The sequence below is a fragment of the Ensifer sp. PDNC004 genome (assembly GCF_016919405.1).
GTDB lineage: Bacteria > Pseudomonadota > Alphaproteobacteria > Rhizobiales > Rhizobiaceae > Ensifer.
In genome coordinates, this window is sequence record NZ_CP070352.1 from 639,434 (window position 1) to 655,955 (window position 16,522).

The following is a 16,522-nucleotide window of genomic DNA, read 5'->3' on the forward strand; positions in this document are numbered from 1 at the left end:
TCTCGATCGGCAACGGTGGCGGGCGCTTTTCGTCCGCCACGCAATCGTCCTTGGGGTCCGTCTCCACGGGCGGTTCGACAAGAAGACAGCCCTGCCACCTGACGCGCTCTTGCGGCAGCCGCAGTCGATGGAGTTCCCGATGGCCTTTCTGCTTCGCCGCCTCTGCTTCTATCTGGCGGCCTTCGTCGCGGCGGCGACGATCAACTTCTTCCTGCCGCGGCTGATGCCCGGCGATCCGGTGCAGATCATGTTTTCGAGCGCCGGCGCCGAACTGCCGCCCGAAAGCCTGCAGGCCCTGAAACTCACCTTCGGCTTCGTCGACGGCCCGCTTTGGCAGCAGTACCTCACCTATCTCGGCAGCATCTTCAGCGGCGACCTCGGCCGTTCCATCAAGTATTTCCCGCTGCCGGTGACCACCGTGCTCGGCAACGCACTCGTCTGGACCGTCGGTCTGATGGGAACCGCCACCGTCGTCAGTTTCGCGCTCGGCACCTTCCTCGGCATTCTCGCGGCCTGGCGCCGTGGCAGCCTGTTCGACGTCATCGTTTCCGTCGGCGCGATCTTCGCGACCTCGGTTCCCGCCGTCGTCACCTCGCTGATCGTCGTCTTCACCTTCGGCTTCACGCTTGGCTGGTTCCCGACCGGCTATGCCGCCGACCCGGCGCTCGATCCCGCCTTCACGTTCGAATATATCGGCAGCATCCTCTACCACGGCATCCTGCCGATGCTGACGCTCTGCGCCGTTCTGACCGGCGGCTTCGCCGTGACCATGCGCAACAACATGATCAACCTGCTTGGCGAAGACTATATCGTCATGGCCCGCGCCAAGGGGCTCTCCGACACCCGCGTGATGATCTGGTATGCGGCGCGCAACGCACTGCTGCCGACCGTCTCGAGCCTTGCGATCGCCATCGGCACGGTGCTCGGCGGCTCGCTGGTCACCGAGGTGGTGTTCAACTACCCCGGCCTCGGCAACATCCTCTACCAGGCGATCCTCGCCCGCGATTACCCCGTCATCCAGGGACAGCTCTTGATCATGACCGCCACCATGCTCATTGCCAACTTCATCGTCGATGTCAGCTACGTGCTGCTCGACCCGCGACTGAAGAGGGCGTGATATGAAGACCTCCTCCTTCCCGCTCATCCACAACCGCAAGGCCATGGTCGGCGCGCTGATCGTCGCCTTCATTCTGCTGGTCGCGATCGCCGCCCCCTTGCTAACCTCCTATGACCCGGGCGCCCGCGTCGGGCGGCCGCATCAGTCTCCGTCGCTCGAACACTGGCTCGGTACCACGCGCATCGGCCAGGACGTCTTCGCACGCCTCGTCTACGGTGCTCGCACGTCGCTGGCCGTCGGCTTCGGCGCCGGGCTTCTGATCACCATTGTCGGCACGGCGCTCGGCATCATCGCCGGCTATCGCGGCGGCAAGATCGACGAGGTCATCAGCTTCTTCACCAACATGGTGCTCGTCGTACCGAACCTGCCGCTGCTGCTCGTGCTCGCCGCCTTCATCGGCCAGGCAAGCCCGTGGGTCATCGCGCTCATTCTCGGCTGCACCTCCTGGGCCTGGGGCGCCCGCGTCACCCGCGCCGAGACGCTTTCGGTCAAGCAGAAGGACTATGTGAAATCCGCCGAGATGATGGGCGAGCCACGCTGGCGCATCATGACCTTCGAGATCTTCCCCAACCTCATCTCGATCGTCGGCATCAACTTCATCGGCAGTGTGATCTTCGCGATCATCACCCAGGCAACCCTGGAGTTCCTCGGCCTCGGCGACCCCAAGGTCGTTTCCTGGGGCACGATGCTCTATGCCGCGCAGAAGGCCTCTGCGCTTTCGGTCGGTGCCTGGTGGGACATCCTGACGCCCTGTTTCGCGCTCGCCTTCCTCGGCATCGGCCTGTCGCTGCTGAACTTCGCCGTCGACGAAATCGCCAATCCGCGGCTTCGCACCGGCAACCGGCTCGGCCGCTGGTCCGCGCTCATCCGCTCCGGGGAGGGCCGCCTGTGACCGCACCTCTGCTTTCGGTCAAGAACCTGACCATCGACTATATCGGCGAGACCAACGACTTCCGCGCCGTCGACAATGTCAGCTTTGACGTTGCTCCCGGAGAGGTCTTCGGCCTTGCAGGCGAGAGCGGCTGCGGCAAGAGCACGATCGCCTTTGCCATCAGCCGGCTGCACAAGCCGCCGGCGCTGATCCGCAAGGAAAGCGCTATCCTGCTCGACGGCCGAGACGTGCTCGACCTCGACCAGAAGGATCTCGCCGACTTCCGCTGGCGCGAAGTGGCAATGGTGTTCCAGAGCGCGATGAACTCGCTGAACCCAGTGCTGCGCATCGAGCAGCAGTTCTACGACGTGCTAAGAACACACAAGCGCATCACTCGCGCACAGGCGCGGGACCGCACCGCCGAGATGCTCAAGCTCGTCGACATCTCGCCGGACCGGATGCGCGACTATCCGCACCAGTTTTCCGGCGGCATGCGCCAGCGCATCGTCATTGCCATCTGCCTTGCGCTCGATCCGCGGCTGATCGTCATGGACGAGCCGACGACGGCGCTCGACGTCGTCGTGCAGCGCGAAATCCTGCAGCGGATCAACGAACTCCGGCGCAAGCTTGGGTTTGCAGTGCTCTTCATCACCCACGATCTCGGGCTGATGGTGCAGTTCTGCGACCGCATCGGCATCATGCTCGGCGGCAAGCTGGTCGAACAGGGCACCGCCGACGCCATCTACCGGACACCGGAGCACGACTATACCAAGAAGCTCTGGGCTTCCTTCCCCTCGTTGCACGGAGGCGTTCTTCGATGACCGGCCTATCCGCACCCATTCTGACTTTGGATAAAGTCAGCAAGACCTTTGGAAACGGCCCCGGCGCGGTGCGCGCCGCACGGGCCATCTCCTTCTCGCTGCATGCCGGACGAGCGCTCGCCGTCGTCGGCGAATCCGGCAGCGGCAAGACCACCTGCGCCCGCATCGCCATGCGCGAATATGCGCCGAGCGAAGGGCGGCTGCTCTATAAGGGCAAGCCCGTCGACGCGGCCGGAGCCAAGGAAATCGCCGACTATCGCCGCTCGGTGCAGATGATCTTCCAGGATCCTTTCGCCTCGCTCAATCCGGCCCACACGATCGCCTACCACCTGAAGCGGCCGCTGATGCTGCACCGTCCCGACATCCGGGGGGCTGCGGTCGAAGAGGAGATCAAGGCCCTGCTTCGCCAGGTGAAGCTCGATCCTGAGATCGTCGCGCCGAAGTACCCGCACGAACTTTCCGGCGGCCAGCGCCAGCGCGTCAACATCGCCCGGGCGCTCGCGGCCAAGCCCGAGGTCATCGTTGCCGACGAGCCGACCTCGATGCTCGACGTTTCCGTGCGGCTCGGCGTGCTCAATCTCTTGAGCGAGATGAAGCGCGACATGAACCTCGGCCTGCTCTACATCACCCACGACATCGCCACCGCCCGCTACGTCGCAGAGGATATCGCGGTGATGTATGCTGGCCAGATTGTCGAATGGGGCAATACCGGCAAGGTCATCGACAACCCGGCTCATCCCTACACGAAGCTGCTGCTGTCTGCAGTGCCGGATCCGGATATCCGCTTCGACGACCCGAACGCGCAGGTCAGTTCCGCTGAAGCAGACGAAACCCGCCGGCGCTCGGCGGCAGATCAGGCGACGATCCGCGAGGTCGAGCCCGATCATTTCGTGCGCGCGGCCTGAGCCGCCCGCCGACCGGCAAAAACAAAAACGCCCCGCTTACCGCGGGGCGTTTTTGTTTGGTCGCGAAAAGCGCAACCCCGTCGATTTTGGCCCGGCGCCCTCGTGTGCGCCGGGCCATTAAATCAGGCGGCTTCGCGCTTTTCGACGTCGGTCGGAACGGTGGAGATCGTCTTCAGGATCTGCGAAGCGATCTGGTAGGGGTCGCCCTTGGAGTTCGGGCGGCGATCTTCGAGGTAACCCTTGTAGTCGTTGTTGACGAAGCTGTGCGGAACGCGGATCGACGCACCACGGTCAGCAACACCATAGCTGAACTGGTGGATCGAAGCGGTTTCGTGCTTGCCGGTCAGGCGCATGTGGTTGTCCGGGCCATAGACGGCAATGTGGTCGGCACGGGCTTCGGCGAAAGCCGCCATCAGGTCCTCGAAGTATTCCTTGCCGCCGACTTCGCGCATATAGGCGGTCGAGAAGTTGGCGTGCATGCCAGAGCCGTTCCAGTCGGTGTCGCCGAGCGGCTTGCAGTGGTATTCGACGTCGATGCCGTACTTTTCCGTCAGGCGCTGCAGCAGGTAGCGTGCGAGCCAGATTTCGTCGGCAGCCTTGCGCGAGCCCTTGCCGAACACCTGGAATTCCCACTGGCCCTTGGCGACTTCCGCATTGATGCCTTCATGGTTGATGCCGGCAGCCAGGCAGATGTCGAGATGCTCTTCAACAATCTTGCGGGCCACGTCGCCGACATTGCTGAAGCCGACGCCGCAGTAGTAGGGGCCCTGCGGCGCGGGGAAGCCGGCGTCCGGGAAGCCGAGCGGGCGGCCGCCCTGGTAGAAGAAATACTCCTGCTCGAAGCCGAACCAAGCGCCATCGTCTTCAAGGACCGTCGCGCGGGTGTTGGACGGATGCGGCGTCTTGGCATCCGGCATCATGACTTCGCAAAGGACGAGAACGCCGTTCTTGCGCTCCGGATCCGGATAGACTGCGGCCGGCTTCAGCACGCAGTCCGAGCTGCTGCCTTCGGCCTGCATCGTGGAGGAACCGTCGAAGCCCCAGAAGGGAAGCTGCTCAAGCGTCGGGAAAGCGTCGAATTCCTTGATCAGGGTCTTGCCGCGCAGGTTCGGGGTGGGCTTGTAACCGTCGAGCCAGATGTATTCGAGCTTAAACTTTGTCATTTCGTTCTCTCACATGACGCCAGGAATGGCTGGGTTCCGAAGGCGGCTGGGCAATCCAGATTGGCTACCCGACGACCGATGCCAATTAAGAAGCATTAATCGTGCCAACTCGGATTCAGGGCCGAAAAACGAGATAAAACGATCATTGGCGACAGATGCGGCGCCGGCGGACCGGTGCGGCAGCGCAAGGAAACAGCGCATCGCACAAAAAATAGGCAAATACTGCCTGACTCCGCAGCAAAGCAGGGCAACAACGCGGCGATAGATGATCGAGCGCCGGCAAACGCCGGCGATTGCCTGGAAAACGTGCAGCGGCCCCTTAAACAGCTCGCTCAGCCGGCCGGCGGCTTCCCGCATTGGCGCATGATCGTGGGCAGAACCTTGAAAAGCCGCGCGTCATCACATTGGGAAACATTGAAGCGCAGGAAGCCGTTTGCGGTGCCGGCATGGGAAAAAACGTTGCCGGGCGCCAGAACGATTTCCTGCTGCAGCGCCTTCTGCGCCACCTCGGCCGCATCGACACTCTCGGGCAGACGGCACCAGAGGAACATGCCCGCCTGCGGCTCGATCCATGGCGTGATGCCAATCTCGCCAAGCCGCGCCGCCGTATCGCTCATTGCCCGCGACAGGCGCTGGCGTAGTGCCTCCATGTGCTTGCGGTAGCTGCCGTCCTTGAGCATCGCAAAAGCCAGCTCCGCCGAAAGGCTCGGCCCGCCGAACGTGGTGGCGATCTTCAGGTCGACCAGTCCCTCGATCCACTCCCGCGGCGCGGCGATGAAGCCGCAGCGGATGGAGGCCGAGAGGGTCTTGGAGAAGCTGCCGATCTGCACGACACGCTCAAGCCCGTCGAAGGCGGCAAGCCGCGGCGCCGGCGCGTGCTCGAAATCGGCGAAGATGTCGTCCTCGACGATTGTCAGCCCGGCCTGTTCGGCCAGCTTCAGCAGACGATGGGCGACGACCGGAGAAAGCGTGGCGCCCGTCGGATTGTGAAGGGCGGAATTGGTGATGTAGAGCCGCGGCCGGTGGGTCGCGAGAACCTCGGCGAATTTCTCGAGATCGGGCCCCGAAGGCGTATAGGGCACGCTCACCACGTCGGCCCGATGAGCACGCAGCAGGGCATGGAAATTGAAATAGCAGGGGTCGTCGACCACGACCGTATCGCCTGGCTCGATCAAAAAGCGGCAGAGAAGATCGATCGCCTGCGTTCCCGATTCCGTCAGGATGATCTGGTCGGGCGATGCCTCGACGCCGTGTTCTCCGAGGCGTCGCGCGAGAAGTTGGCGCAGGGGCCGATGACCGAGCGGCGTTCCGTAGTCCGTCAGCCAGCTCGCCTCCAGCTTGGTTGCGGATTTGAGCGCACGACGGATTGCAGTTTCCGGCATCCAGCTCGGCGGCAGCCAGCCGCAGCCCGGCTTCAAGACGTTGTCGCCGGTTTCCAGCGCCTGGCGCGACACCCAGAGCGGATCGACGGCCCGGTCGAGCCGCGGACCGATCTCGGCCAGAGAAAGGGGCGCCAGCGGCGCCGAGACGAAAAAACCGGCGCCGGGTTTTGAGCGAATGACGCCTTCGGCCACCAGCCGCTCATAGGCTTCGACGACGGTGGACTTCGAAACGCGCATGGTGTTGGCGAAGGCACGGATCGACGGAAGCTTCGTCCCCGGCGTCAGGATACGCCCGGCGATCCGCTGCCGGATCGTCGCCATCACGCCTTCGAGCAGCGTTTCGCTGCCGATCTCCAAATCCTGGACCGTCATCCGTACTGCTCTTCCGTCCAATACAGTTTTGCAAAACTGTACCGCATTGTCTCTGGCCGGGCCAGCCCATTCGCCCGATACAGGCGAAAAAGGAGAATGCTATGGACAAGACGGCAGACGGTTGGGTGAGCGGTTTTCTCGGAGTGCTGATCTTCAGTGGATCACTGCCCGCGACCCGCGTCGCGGTGATGGATTTCGACCCGGTATTCCTGACGGTGGCGCGCGCGGCGATCGCCGGCCTTCTCGGGCTCGTCCTGCTTCTCATCTTCCGCCAGCCGCGCCCAGCGAAGGCCGACCTCGTTTCGCTGGCAATCGTCGCCTTCGGCGTCGTACTGGGCTTTCCGCTGCTGACCGCGCTGGCCCTGCAGCATGTCACCTCGGCGCATCTGATCGTCTTTGTCGGCCTGCTGCCGCTGGCAACCGCGATCTTCGGCGTCATGCGCGCCGGCGAGCGGCCGCGCCCGGCCTTCTGGCTCTTTTCGTCGCTCGGCAGCGCTGCTGTCGTTGGCTTTGCGCTGGTGCAGGGCTTTGCCGCCTCGCCGATCGGCGACCTCCTGATGCTCGGCGCCATCATCGTCTGCGGCCTCGGCTATGCCGAAGGCGCCAGCCTGTCGCGCAAGCTCGGCGGCTGGCAGGTGATCTGCTGGGCGTTGGTCCTGTCCTTGCCGATCATGCTGGCGATAACACTGTTCACGCTGCCAGCCTCTTTCGCGACCGTCACGAACGGCGCCTGGGCGGGCCTTGCCTATGTCTCGCTCTTCAGCATGCTCGTCGGTTTCGTCTTCTGGTATCGCGGCCTCGCGCTCGGCGGCGTCGCCGGCGTCGGGCAGTTGCAGCTTCTTCAGCCCTTTTTCGGCCTGGCGCTGGCGGCAACGCTTCTCGGCGAGCCGGTCAGCTGGAGCATGCTGGCGGCGACCGGCGCGATCGTGCTCTGCGTCGCCGGCGCCAAGAAGTTCGCGAAGTAGGCGACTTCACGGATCAGGTGGGGTGCAGGCAAGCAGGCCTGCACCAGCCTAGAGGCGGTCGAGTTTCAACCGCTCTCCGAGCAGATCGAGAAAGCGGCGGATCTTTGCAGATGGGGTTCGCCCCTCCAGCCAGAGCGCATGGATCGGCACCGGAGCAGGCTCAAAGTCTTCCAGCACTGTTTCGACCTTGCCCGCATCGATCAGGTCCTTGATCTGCCAGAGCGGCGAAAAACCGAGGCCGAGCCCCTGTTCCACCGCCGCATAGATCGCGTTCATCGAGTTGGTGCGAACCGCGCCGCTCACCTTGAACGCCCGAGCCCGCCCGTCGATGGTGAACATCCAGAAGCCGGGTCGCTCGTCGCCCGTGCGCGTGACGCAACGATGGGCCGAGAGTTCCTGCGGATGAGCCGGCCGGCCGAAGCGCGCAAAATAGGCGGTCGAACCGAAGACGACGCGGCGCAGCGCGCCCAGGCGCTTGCCGGTCAGCCCGGAATCCTGGAGATCGCCGATCCGCACCACCAGATCGAGCCCGCTTGCGGCGAGGTCGACGAAGGCATCGGAGAGGTCGAGATCGACCTCGACCTCAGGATATCTCGCCATGTATTCGGCGATCACAGGCATCAGGAACCGCGGCGCAAACAGACTGGGCGCCCCAAGACGCAGCACGCCTGATGGCTCGGAGCGACGCTGTGCCACCTCCTCCCGCGCCTCGTGAATCTGCTCCACTGCGGGCTTGATGCGCAGATAGAAGCTCTCACCCGCCTCGCTCGGCATCGAGCGGCGGGTCGTTCGATGCACCAGCTCGACCCCGACATCGGCTTCGAGCATCGCGAGCGACCGGCTGACCGTCTGCAGAGGCCGCCCCAGGCGTTTCGCCGCGGCCGTCAGGCTCCCCTGCTCAACAATGGCCAGAAAGGCTTCCAAGTCTTCGATGCGGCTCATGCCATAATCCCGTTTTGCTGGAGAATAAATCACATTTCTCGCAGATTGTCCGCATTGTTGCGCGCCACTAGCTTGAGATCGTCACATCACGACGGCTCGAAAGGCAGACCCCATGAACCAGCGCTCCAACACGATCCTTGTCGTCGGCGCCACCGGCCGCTTTGCCGGCCTCGTCGTTCCGGAACTGGCGCGGCGCGGCGCCAGCGTCCGTGCCCTTATCCGCGACAAAGCGCAGGGCGCGCTTGCGAAATCGCTCGGCGCAGCGGAAATCGCGATCGGCGATCTGCGCGAGCGTGCCAGTCTGGACCAGGCGCTTGAGGGTGCTGCCGGTGTCTTTCACATCGGTCCGGCCTTTGCACCGGATGAGGCAGCGATGGGCGTATCGATGGTCGAAGCCGCCGTGCGCGCCGGTGTCAGGAAGTTCGTCTTCTCTTCGGTGATCCAGCCGACCCATGTGCGGCTGAAGAACCACGCGGCAAAGATCCCGGTGGAGGATGCGCTCTATTCCTCGCCGCTCGAATACACCATCCTGCATCCGGCAAACTTCATGCAGAACCTGCGGTCCGCCTGGGCAAGTGTGCTTGCTACCAGCAGCTTCGCAGAGCCGTTTCCGACGACCACGCGCATCGCCCGTGTCGATTACCGTGATGTCGCCGAAGTCGCGGCGATCGCGCTCACGGAAGACCGCCTCGCCTATGCGACGCTGGAGCTCTCTGCCGAGGGCCGGCACAACCGCGAGGAAATTGCCGAAATGATGAGCATCGCGCTCGGTCGGCCGATCGTTGCGGCAACCATCGGCTTTCACGAATGGGCAAAGCCGATCGCCGCAAAATACACAGACCACCAGCTGGAACTGCTGTCCAAGGTCCACGCCCACTATGCCGAAGTCGGCCTCGGTGGAAACAGCATGACGCTACGCGCCGCACTTCAGCGCGAACCCCGCAATCTCGAGAGTTTCATTCACGAACTGGTGCAGGCCTAACGGCCGGCGACCATATCCCTTCCCATCCCCCCGGAGTTCATCTCATGCCAAAGAAGCTTCCGCACCGATACCAAGCCATCGTCATGCCGCTCGTTCTCTCCGTCCTGATGTCCGGCATCGTTTCCTTCGTCTCGACGGCGATCGGCAACGGCATCCAGCCCGATATTCTCGCACTGTGGATCAAGGCCTGGGCCTTCTCCTGGCTGGTCGCCTTCCCCAGCCTGTTGGTGGTCCTTCCGTTCGTGCGCCGCATCGTGGCGGCCACCGTCGAACAGCCGCGCAGCAGCTGACAGGTTTCTCGCGTTGACCCCAAACCGAGCTTTGGGGAACGCGAGATTTTTAGGATATCTAAAAACGATTGACAGGAAATCGGGCTGCACCCTAGCTTGAGGAGAGACGAGAAGGGGACAGACAGTGACGACGGCGGACCATGCCAGCGGCGCATCGACCGGCGCGGCAGAAACGCCGTCGCTTGGCGATCGCCTGCGCCAGCGGCGAAAGAGCTTGAAGATGACGCTTCAGGAGGTCGCCGACGAGGCTGGCTTTTCCGTCGGCTTCATCTCGCAGATCGAGCGCGGCATTACTGTTCCCTCGCTGACCTCGCTGATCGCCGTCTGCCGGACCTTGAAGGTCGAGGCCGGCAGCTTTCTCAACCCGCCGAAGGTGGCGACGCCGTTCACCCGGCGCGAACACCGGCCGGTCTATGGGCTCGGTGGAGAAAGCGGCAAGGCCGTTTCCTACGAGCGGCTCTCCGCGTCCTTTCCCGGCAACGTGCTCAGAAGCACCATCATCCACGAGCCGCCCGGCCATCGCAGCGAACCGATGTCGCATGAGGGGGAGGAAATCTTCTTTATCCTGAAGGGAGCGCTGACGCTGGAAGTGGACGGCGAAGCGATGGTTCTGGAGCCGGGCGATTCCGCCCATTTCCCGTCGCTGCGCACCCATACTATGTGGAACCACACCAGCGAGCCGACCACGATCCTGCACACCTGTACCATGGACGTCTTCGGCGACGGCGCCCCCTCCGGAAGCCCCGCCGACAGCCTTGCCGTGACCCGGGCCGAAAACCGGCTCGACGCCAGCGGGATCGCCGAAGACAAGTGACAGGCGCCGCAGCCGGCGCCATCACGCGTTTGTCGAGTGGCTCGCCCCGCTGCTTTATGGCAGGAGCACCATGGCACCCGTCGTCTGACGTCCTTCGAGCCGGCGATGCGCCTCGGCTGCCTCGGAAAGCGGCAGACGCGCATGCACGGGGATCTTGACCGCGCCGCGTGCGACGACTTCGAAGAGATCCTTGCTCATCGCCAGTACGTCCTCGCGCCGGACCAGATGCGCGGGTAACAGCGGCCAGGTGGCGTAAAGCGACCCCTTCTGCGCCAGCGTCGTGATGTCGAAGGGCGGGATCGGGCCGGACGCGGCACCGAAACTGACGAAGTGACCGAAGGGGCGCAGGCTGTCGAGCGAACCTTCCAACGTCGCCTTGCCGATGCTGTCATAGACGACATCGACCCCCTCGCCTTTGGTGATTTCGCGCACGCGCGCCGCAAAATTCTCCTTGCCGTAGTCGATCACGTAGTCCGCACCGTTGGCCAGCGCCAGTTCGGCCTTCTCCGGCGAACCGACGGTGCCAATGACCTTTGCGCCCAGATGTTTCGCCCATTGCGTCAGGATAAGGCCGACACCGCCGGCGGCCGCATGGACGAGGAGGGTATGACCGGCCTCAACCCGGAAGGTGCGACGCAACAAATATTGCGCTGTCAGGCCCTTCAACATCATCGCTGCACCCGTCTCGAAATCGATGCCGTGAGGCAGGTGCACGAGAACACGGGCAGGCACATTGTGCTCCTCCGCATAGGCACCAAGCGCTTCGGCGTAGGCGACGCGGTCCCCCGGCTTGAAGCCCTCGACGCCAGGCCCGACCAAGATCACCTCGCCCGCTCCCTCTTTGCCTGGGATGAAAGGAAGCTGCGGCGGCGGATAGGCGCCGCTGCGCAGATAGATGTCGACGAAGTTGACGCCGATCGCCCGGTTGCCCACCCGCACTTCACCGGGGCCGGGTTCGCCGAGTTCGACATTTTCATAGGCGAGCACATCAGGCCCGCCGTGCTGATACACGCGGATAGCTTTCATGGATCTGGTCCTCTGGTTGGTCGGCTGGCCCTGGCAGCCTCCAAGCGACGGTCGATGCCAATCTGCTTGGTGCTGCTCCGCCTTCCTCGCTGATCACATCTGACAGATAGCCATGCGTGAGTCCCCCGTGTAGACTGATATCAATGACAACAGAGTTCAAAGATCGTGATATCTGATCAGATCAGCATCGACCTCCTGCGCAGCTTCGTCGCGGTCTGCCGACAGGGCAGCCTGAACCGTGTCGCCACCCAGACCGGCCGTACGCAATCGGCGCTCAGCATGCAGATGCGCCGGCTTGAGGAAGTGCTCGGCCGGCAACTTTTCACCCGCACCGGTCGTGGCGTCGTGCCAACACCCGAAGGCGAATTGTTTCTGGGATACGCCACGCGCATGCTGGCGCTCGGCGACGAAGCGGCGGCGCGGCTGCGACAGGCGGACCTTAGCGGTGGCGTGCGGGTCGGGCTTGCCGAGGAAGTGGCAACGACGGCGCTGCCCGAAGCGCTCGGGCGATTGCGGCGCGGCTACCAGGAGATCCGGCTCGATGTTGTCGTCGAACAATGCGTGGCGCTTGGAAAGACCTGGCCCGAAGGCGACCTCGACATCATGGTCGTGCCGACCTCCGTGGTCACCGCCGACGCCCTCACCACCTGGAACGTTGAACTGCAATGGGTCTGTGCGACGGACTACGCTTTCGACGAAACGCGGCCGATCGACCTCGTCGCCTTCGCCGCGCCCTGCCTCTGGCGCCGGCGCATGATCGAGACGCTGGCCGACCAGGGCCGGGAACACCGGATTACCTTTACCAGCCAGAGCATCACGGCGCTGCAGGCCGCGATCGAGAACGGCCTCGGCATTGGTTTGCTTCCGCCGGAAGCGATCCGCGCGGGCACGATGCGGGCGCTGCCTGCTTCGTCGGCCGTGCCGAAGCCGTTTGCCGTGCAATATGGGCTTTTCGCCCGGGATCGACGCACGGCCGCTGTCGATTGCGCGATCAGCGTGCTGCTCGAAGCCCTGCCGATCGCTTCCAGGACCTAGCGCTTGCGCGGCTCCAGCCGGCGCTCACGCGCCCCAGGTCGTCTCCAGCACGCGGATCCAGTTGCCGTGGCAGATCTTGGCGAGCGCCGCGTCGTCATAGCCGCGGGTGCGCAGCAGGTCGACGAGCAGCGGCAGATCGGCCGCACTGCTCATGGCCGCCGGGATGGCCGTACCGTCGAAGTCAGAGCCGAGCGCCACATGCTCGATACCGATACGCTCGACGATGTAGTCGATATGGTCGACAAGGAGCGAGAGCGGCGTATCCGTGTTCCTGGTCCCGTCCGCGCGCAGGAAAAGGACGCCGAAGTTGATGCCGGCCAAACCGCCGCTGTCCCTGATCGCGTCGAGCTGACGGTCCGTCAGGTTGCGGCTGTGCGGGCAGAGCGCATGCACGTTGGAATGGGAGGCGACGAGCGGCGCCTGCGACAGCGCGGCGATGTCCCAGAAGCCCTGCTCGTTCAAATGCGAAAGATCGAGCATGATCTTCAACTCGTTGCAGGCGCGCACGAGATCCTTGCCGGCCTCGCTGAGGCCCGGACCGATATCGGGCGAGGAGGGAAAGCGGAAGGGAACGCCATAGGCAAAAATGTTCGGCCGGCTCCAGACGGGGCCGAGCGTGCGCAGACCCGCGGCGTGCAGCACATAGAGCGCATCGAGGTCAGCGCCGACCGCCTCGATACCCTCGATGTGCAGCACCGAGGCAAAGGCACCCTTGTCCATTGCGGCGCGGATATCGGCAGCACTGCGGCAGATCTTCAGCCGGCCCTTCGACTGGCGCTCGATCCGCATCAGCAGGCTCGCCATGCCGAGCGTGGCTTCGAGCGCGCTTTGCTGATCAGGCGTTGCGAACTCGCCGCTGCCGTCCTTGGCAAGGCCCGGCGATGCCACGTAGACGGCGCAGAGGCCGCCGGCGAGGCCACCCGCTGCGGCCTTGTCGAGATCGATATGCCCGGTATCGACACCGTCGAGGAAACGACGCTCGGCAGCGCCGCCCGGCGAACGCCAGAGCCGCGACAGCACGTCGTTATGTCCGTCAAAGACCGGGATTTTCGCTTGCGTCGCCAATTCTGGACCGCCTTCTCAACCTGTTGTCCTCAAGCGCGACTCATGGATAGTCGCGAACGGACCATAGACATTGGGTGCGGGAACCGCACCCTTTTTCCCTGCTGCACTAACCCGGTGCAGGCAGACCGGGCAAATGCAAACCGTGCATAGGCCCTGCCGGAATCGGAATTGGCGGCACAAGGTACTGTCGTGCTTAGTCGGAAATACGCGCGGGAAACCGCTGCGATCAGGATTGGAGAATGGACATGAAGAAGCCGGCAACGCTCGATTGGCAGGCCGCCGAAGCGGCTGCGAGAAGCCTGACCGCACAATGGGCGGCGGACGAGCCGGGCGGCGCGGTCATCGGCTTCGACGCATCCGGCGTCCGCTTCTCGCATACGGCCGGCGTCGAAAGCCTCGCTACGTTTGCGCCGTTCACCGCCGACAGCGTCGTGCGTTACGCGTCGCTCACTAAGCACGTCTTCTCAGCGATGGTGCTGGCCCATGCCGATCTCATCGGTCTCGACGATCCGCTCGGCCAGCACCTTCCGGAACTGCGCTCGCCGCTTGCGGACGTAACGGTCGGGCAGGCGCTCGACATGACCGGCGGCCTGCCGGATACCCGCGAATGCCTGTCGCTGCTCGGCCTTTCCGTCTACTCAGAGACGAAGGCGGGGCCGCTTCTCGAATACCTCTCACGCCTGGAGCGGCTGAACTTTGATGCCGGCACCGAGGTCTCCTATTCGAACACCGGTTATCGCCTCATCGAAGCGGCGCTGGAGCGCAAGGGCTTCCGCTTCGACGATTTCGTCCAACGGGAAATCGCGGGCCCGCTTGGCATCGCGCTGAAGGCGCCGGATGTCTGGAACGATCCGGTGGCGGGCCTCGTTCCCGGCTACTGGCACGCGGGCGAAAGCTGGCAGCTTTCGGCCGCCGGTCTGCATATTTCCGCGTCGGGCAGCCTCACCGGCAGCGCCCGGTCGCTTGCCACCTGGCTGCAGGCCTTGCTTGATGATGAAGGTCGCTTTGCCGGTCTCCTGCAGAAATTGCAGGCATCCCGGTATCTCGCCGACGGGCGCCCCACGGGCTACGGGTTGGGCCTGCGCAATTCGTCGCTCGGCGCCCGCGAATTCGTCGGCCATGGCGGCTCACACCCCGGGTACAAGACCTATTTCCTGCTCGACCCGGAAACACGCGCCGGCTTCGTCGTTGTCTCCAACCGCGAGGACACCAACGGCTACAAGATCGCGCTCGAAAGCATGGCGGCGCTCACCGGGCTCGCGCTGCCGGATCCCGCGGCTGACCTCGGCGACGATTTCTATGTGACGGAAACCGGCCCTTGGTGGATCGAGGTCAAGGGCAGTACCTGCACCTATCTCGATGCGGACGAGACGCTCTATGACGACGGCGACGGCTGGGTCTCGTCGCGCTCCGCCTCATCCCCCCTCCGACTGCGCCTCGACGGCGCCGCCCTTGTCGGCGAGGTCGGCCATGCCGCGCGACGCTTCCTTCCAGCGGCGACGCATGAGCCGCTGCCGGCGTCGCTCTCCGGGGTCTGGCGCTCCGACGAAGGGGCGGAATTCACGGTCGAGAACGGCGCGGTCCTGATGGGCGTCGGCCCCGTACGTCAGACCATGAAGCTCACTCCCCTTGGCAATGGTCGCTTCCTGTTCACGCTGAGCGATGGGCCCTGGGTCAAGCGCATCTGCCTGCATCTCCTCGGGCCCGATCACCTCGAACTGGTGACAAGCCGAGCCCGGATGATCGAATATCGCCGCCGCGCCTGATTTTTCTTGATGACGCGCGGGCGCTGCCACAAAAGAAGTCCGGTCGCCGGCGAATGACGGACCGGACTTCAGGAGTGCATGCCCGTGGAAATCAAATGGCTTGAGGACTTTCTGGCGCTCGCCAGCACGCTGAACTTCTCAAAGGCGGCGGACGAGCGCCATGTCACCCAATCCGCCTTCAGCCGGCGCATCCGACAGCTAGAGGCCTGGCTCGGCACAACGCTCGTAGACCGCGCGACCTATCCTTCGCGCTTGACGGAAGCGGGATCGAAATTCGTGCCGGTGGCGCAGGACACGCTGAAGCAACTCTATCAGGCAAGGCGCAATCTGCAGCAGGAGGAGGGCTCCGACGCCCGCACCATCAAGCTGACGGCGCTGCACACGCTCTCCTTCACCTTCTTTCCCGCGTGGATGACACGGGTCAACGCCCGCAGCGGGCCGCTCTTTTCCCGGCTTCGCCCAGATTCCGGCAGCATGGAGGAAAACCTCAACTCGCTCGTCGACGGCGAATGCGACTTCCTGCTGACCTACGCCCACACCCAGGTCCCGCACCTGCTCGACCCGCAGGCCTTCGAACATCGCGTGCTCGGCCACGAACGCATAATCCCCGTTTCGGCGGCGAATGAAGCGGGCGCGCCGCTACACCGGCTCGAAGGTGGCACGAAACCTTTCCCGCATCTGCGCTACGAAAAGTCGTCCTTCTTCGGTCAGCTTCTCGACGACCTGATCGGCCCCACGCTGCCTCCGGCGCAAAGGGTGCACGAAGGCAGCATGTCGGTGGGCTTGAAGGCCATGGCGGAAGCCGGCTGGGGCATTGCCTGGGTGCCCGAGAGCCTGATGACGGACGAACTGGCGAACGGCGCGCTGGTCAGGGCCGCCGACCCGCGCTGGGACGTGAGCGTCGAGATCCGGCTCTATCGCGCCAAGGAAAACCGCCGCCCGGTCGTCGGCCGCGTCTGGCAGAACCTGGAGGCTGTCGCCTAAGCGACAGCCCGGCCCACACAGT

At 64.2% G+C, this 16,522-nt stretch carries 17 protein-coding genes; 11 read left to right on the top strand and 6 right to left on the bottom strand.

Annotated elements, in window-relative coordinates; genetic code table 11:
* Positions 1-139: 139 nt before the first annotated feature.
* Genes JVX98_RS02860 through JVX98_RS02875 form a run of 4 tightly spaced genes read left to right on the top strand, consistent with a single transcriptional unit; the run spans position 140 to position 3,714 of the window.
* Positions 140-1,117 (top strand): ABC transporter permease, encoded by a 978-nt coding sequence (locus JVX98_RS02860; protein WP_192449496.1) that lies wholly within the window; start codon positions 140-142, stop codon positions 1,115-1,117.
* Between the two features lies 1 nt (position 1,118).
* On the top strand, positions 1,119-2,009 hold the full coding sequence (locus JVX98_RS02865; protein ID WP_192449495.1) for an ABC transporter permease: 891 nt from the start codon (positions 1,119-1,121) through the stop codon (positions 2,007-2,009).
* Complete coding sequence (locus tag JVX98_RS02870; protein WP_192449494.1) at positions 2,006-2,809, top strand: ABC transporter ATP-binding protein; 804 nt, start codon at positions 2,006-2,008, stop codon at positions 2,807-2,809. Before JVX98_RS02865 ends, JVX98_RS02870 begins: the two co-directional genes overlap by 4 nt.
* A complete protein-coding gene (locus tag JVX98_RS02875; RefSeq protein ID WP_192449493.1) occupies positions 2,806-3,714 on the top strand; it encodes an ABC transporter ATP-binding protein in 909 nt (302 codons plus the stop codon). The genes JVX98_RS02870 and JVX98_RS02875 overlap by 4 nt, the downstream gene beginning before the upstream one ends.
* A 122-nt stretch (positions 3,715-3,836) precedes the next feature.
* Here JVX98_RS02875 and JVX98_RS02880 read toward each other — a convergent pair whose 3' ends face one another.
* The 3 genes from JVX98_RS02880 to JVX98_RS02890 are packed head-to-tail and all read right to left on the bottom strand — an operon-like array spanning position 3,837 to position 6,631.
* A complete protein-coding gene (locus JVX98_RS02880; protein ID WP_192449492.1) occupies positions 3,837-4,877 on the bottom strand; it encodes a glutamine synthetase beta-grasp domain-containing protein in 1,041 nt (346 codons plus the stop codon).
* A gap of 9 nt (positions 4,878-4,886) precedes the next feature.
* The gene (locus tag JVX98_RS02885) at positions 4,887-5,234 is read right to left on the bottom strand and encodes a hypothetical protein (protein ID WP_205237030.1); all 348 of its coding nucleotides are present in this window, start codon (positions 5,232-5,234) and stop codon (positions 4,887-4,889) included.
* Complete coding sequence (locus JVX98_RS02890) at positions 5,210-6,631, bottom strand: PLP-dependent aminotransferase family protein (RefSeq protein WP_205236793.1); 1,422 nt, start codon at positions 6,629-6,631, stop codon at positions 5,210-5,212. The genes JVX98_RS02885 and JVX98_RS02890 overlap by 25 nt, the downstream gene beginning before the upstream one ends.
* Positions 6,632-6,732: 101 nt before the next feature.
* On the opposite strand from JVX98_RS02890, the gene JVX98_RS02895 reads away from it, so the two are divergent.
* On the top strand, positions 6,733-7,596 hold the full coding sequence (locus tag JVX98_RS02895) for a DMT family transporter (RefSeq protein ID WP_205236794.1): 864 nt from the start codon (positions 6,733-6,735) through the stop codon (positions 7,594-7,596).
* A 48-nt stretch (positions 7,597-7,644) separates the two neighbouring features.
* On the opposite strand, the gene JVX98_RS02900 is transcribed toward JVX98_RS02895, so the two are convergent.
* A complete protein-coding gene (locus JVX98_RS02900) occupies positions 7,645-8,538 on the bottom strand; it encodes a LysR family transcriptional regulator (RefSeq protein ID WP_205236795.1) in 894 nt (297 codons plus the stop codon).
* 112 nt (positions 8,539-8,650) lie between these two features.
* On the opposite strand from JVX98_RS02900, the gene JVX98_RS02905 reads away from it, so the two are divergent.
* The 3 genes from JVX98_RS02905 to JVX98_RS02915 all read left to right on the top strand — a co-directional run bounded on the left by JVX98_RS02905 (position 8,651) and on the right by JVX98_RS02915 (position 10,624).
* Complete coding sequence (locus JVX98_RS02905) at positions 8,651-9,520, top strand: NmrA family NAD(P)-binding protein (protein WP_205236796.1); 870 nt, start codon at positions 8,651-8,653, stop codon at positions 9,518-9,520.
* Between the two features lie 44 nt (positions 9,521-9,564).
* Positions 9,565-9,810, top strand: coding sequence for a DUF2798 domain-containing protein (locus JVX98_RS02910; RefSeq protein WP_205236797.1), 246 nt, complete (start codon positions 9,565-9,567; stop codon positions 9,808-9,810).
* 124 nt (positions 9,811-9,934) lie between these two features.
* Positions 9,935-10,624 (top strand): helix-turn-helix domain-containing protein, encoded by a 690-nt coding sequence (locus tag JVX98_RS02915; RefSeq protein WP_210335958.1) that lies wholly within the window; start codon positions 9,935-9,937, stop codon positions 10,622-10,624.
* A 54-nt stretch (positions 10,625-10,678) separates the two neighbouring features.
* Here JVX98_RS02915 and JVX98_RS02920 read toward each other — a convergent pair whose 3' ends face one another.
* Positions 10,679-11,650 carry a quinone oxidoreductase gene (locus JVX98_RS02920; RefSeq protein WP_205236798.1) on the bottom strand — a complete coding sequence of 324 codons (972 nt, stop codon included), beginning with the start codon at positions 11,648-11,650 and terminating at the stop codon, positions 10,679-10,681.
* A 165-nt stretch (positions 11,651-11,815) separates the two neighbouring features.
* Between JVX98_RS02920 and JVX98_RS02925 the strand changes: the two genes are divergently transcribed.
* On the top strand, positions 11,816-12,685 hold the full coding sequence (locus JVX98_RS02925; RefSeq protein WP_205236799.1) for a LysR substrate-binding domain-containing protein: 870 nt from the start codon (positions 11,816-11,818) through the stop codon (positions 12,683-12,685).
* Positions 12,686-12,709: 24 nt separating this feature from the next.
* Here JVX98_RS02925 and JVX98_RS02930 read toward each other — a convergent pair whose 3' ends face one another.
* Positions 12,710-13,750, bottom strand: coding sequence for a dipeptidase (locus tag JVX98_RS02930; protein WP_205236800.1), 1,041 nt, complete (start codon positions 13,748-13,750; stop codon positions 12,710-12,712).
* A 245-nt stretch (positions 13,751-13,995) separates the two neighbouring features.
* Between JVX98_RS02930 and JVX98_RS02935 the strand changes: the two genes are divergently transcribed.
* Both JVX98_RS02935 and JVX98_RS02940 read left to right on the top strand, forming a co-directional pair.
* Positions 13,996-15,516 carry a serine hydrolase gene (locus JVX98_RS02935; RefSeq protein WP_205236801.1) on the top strand — a complete coding sequence of 507 codons (1,521 nt, stop codon included), beginning with the start codon at positions 13,996-13,998 and terminating at the stop codon, positions 15,514-15,516.
* An 84-nt stretch (positions 15,517-15,600) separates the two neighbouring features.
* Positions 15,601-16,500, top strand: coding sequence for a LysR family transcriptional regulator (locus JVX98_RS02940; RefSeq protein WP_192449481.1), 900 nt, complete (start codon positions 15,601-15,603; stop codon positions 16,498-16,500).
* The last annotated feature ends 22 nt before the right edge of the window (positions 16,501-16,522 follow it).

What these genes read in the sequence shown, in the direction of transcription:
- JVX98_RS02860 (WP_192449496.1), top strand. Translation starts at nt 140, where the DNA reads ATGGCCTTTCTGCTTCGCCGCCTCTGCTTCTATCTGGCGGCCTTCGTC.
- JVX98_RS02865 (WP_192449495.1), top strand. Translation starts at nt 1,119, where the DNA reads ATGAAGACCTCCTCCTTCCCGCTCATCCACAACCGCAAGGCCATGGTC.
- JVX98_RS02875 (WP_192449493.1), top strand. Translation starts at nt 2,806, where the DNA reads ATGACCGGCCTATCCGCACCCATTCTGACTTTGGATAAAGTCAGCAAG.
- JVX98_RS02880 (WP_192449492.1), bottom strand. Translation starts at nt 4,877, where the DNA reads ATGACAAAGTTTAAGCTCGAATACATCTGGCTCGACGGTTACAAGCCC.
- JVX98_RS02885 (WP_205237030.1), bottom strand. Translation starts at nt 5,234, where the DNA reads ATGCGGGAAGCCGCCGGCCGGCTGAGCGAGCTGTTTAAGGGGCCGCTG.
- JVX98_RS02890 (WP_205236793.1), bottom strand. Translation starts at nt 6,631, where the DNA reads ATGACGGTCCAGGATTTGGAGATCGGCAGCGAAACGCTGCTCGAAGGC.
- JVX98_RS02895 (WP_205236794.1), top strand. Translation starts at nt 6,733, where the DNA reads ATGGACAAGACGGCAGACGGTTGGGTGAGCGGTTTTCTCGGAGTGCTG.
- JVX98_RS02900 (WP_205236795.1), bottom strand. Translation starts at nt 8,538, where the DNA reads ATGAGCCGCATCGAAGACTTGGAAGCCTTTCTGGCCATTGTTGAGCAG.
- JVX98_RS02905 (WP_205236796.1), top strand. Translation starts at nt 8,651, where the DNA reads ATGAACCAGCGCTCCAACACGATCCTTGTCGTCGGCGCCACCGGCCGC.
- JVX98_RS02910 (WP_205236797.1), top strand. Translation starts at nt 9,565, where the DNA reads ATGCCAAAGAAGCTTCCGCACCGATACCAAGCCATCGTCATGCCGCTC.
- JVX98_RS02920 (WP_205236798.1), bottom strand. Translation starts at nt 11,650, where the DNA reads ATGAAAGCTATCCGCGTGTATCAGCACGGCGGGCCTGATGTGCTCGCC.
- JVX98_RS02935 (WP_205236801.1), top strand. Translation starts at nt 13,996, where the DNA reads ATGAAGAAGCCGGCAACGCTCGATTGGCAGGCCGCCGAAGCGGCTGCG.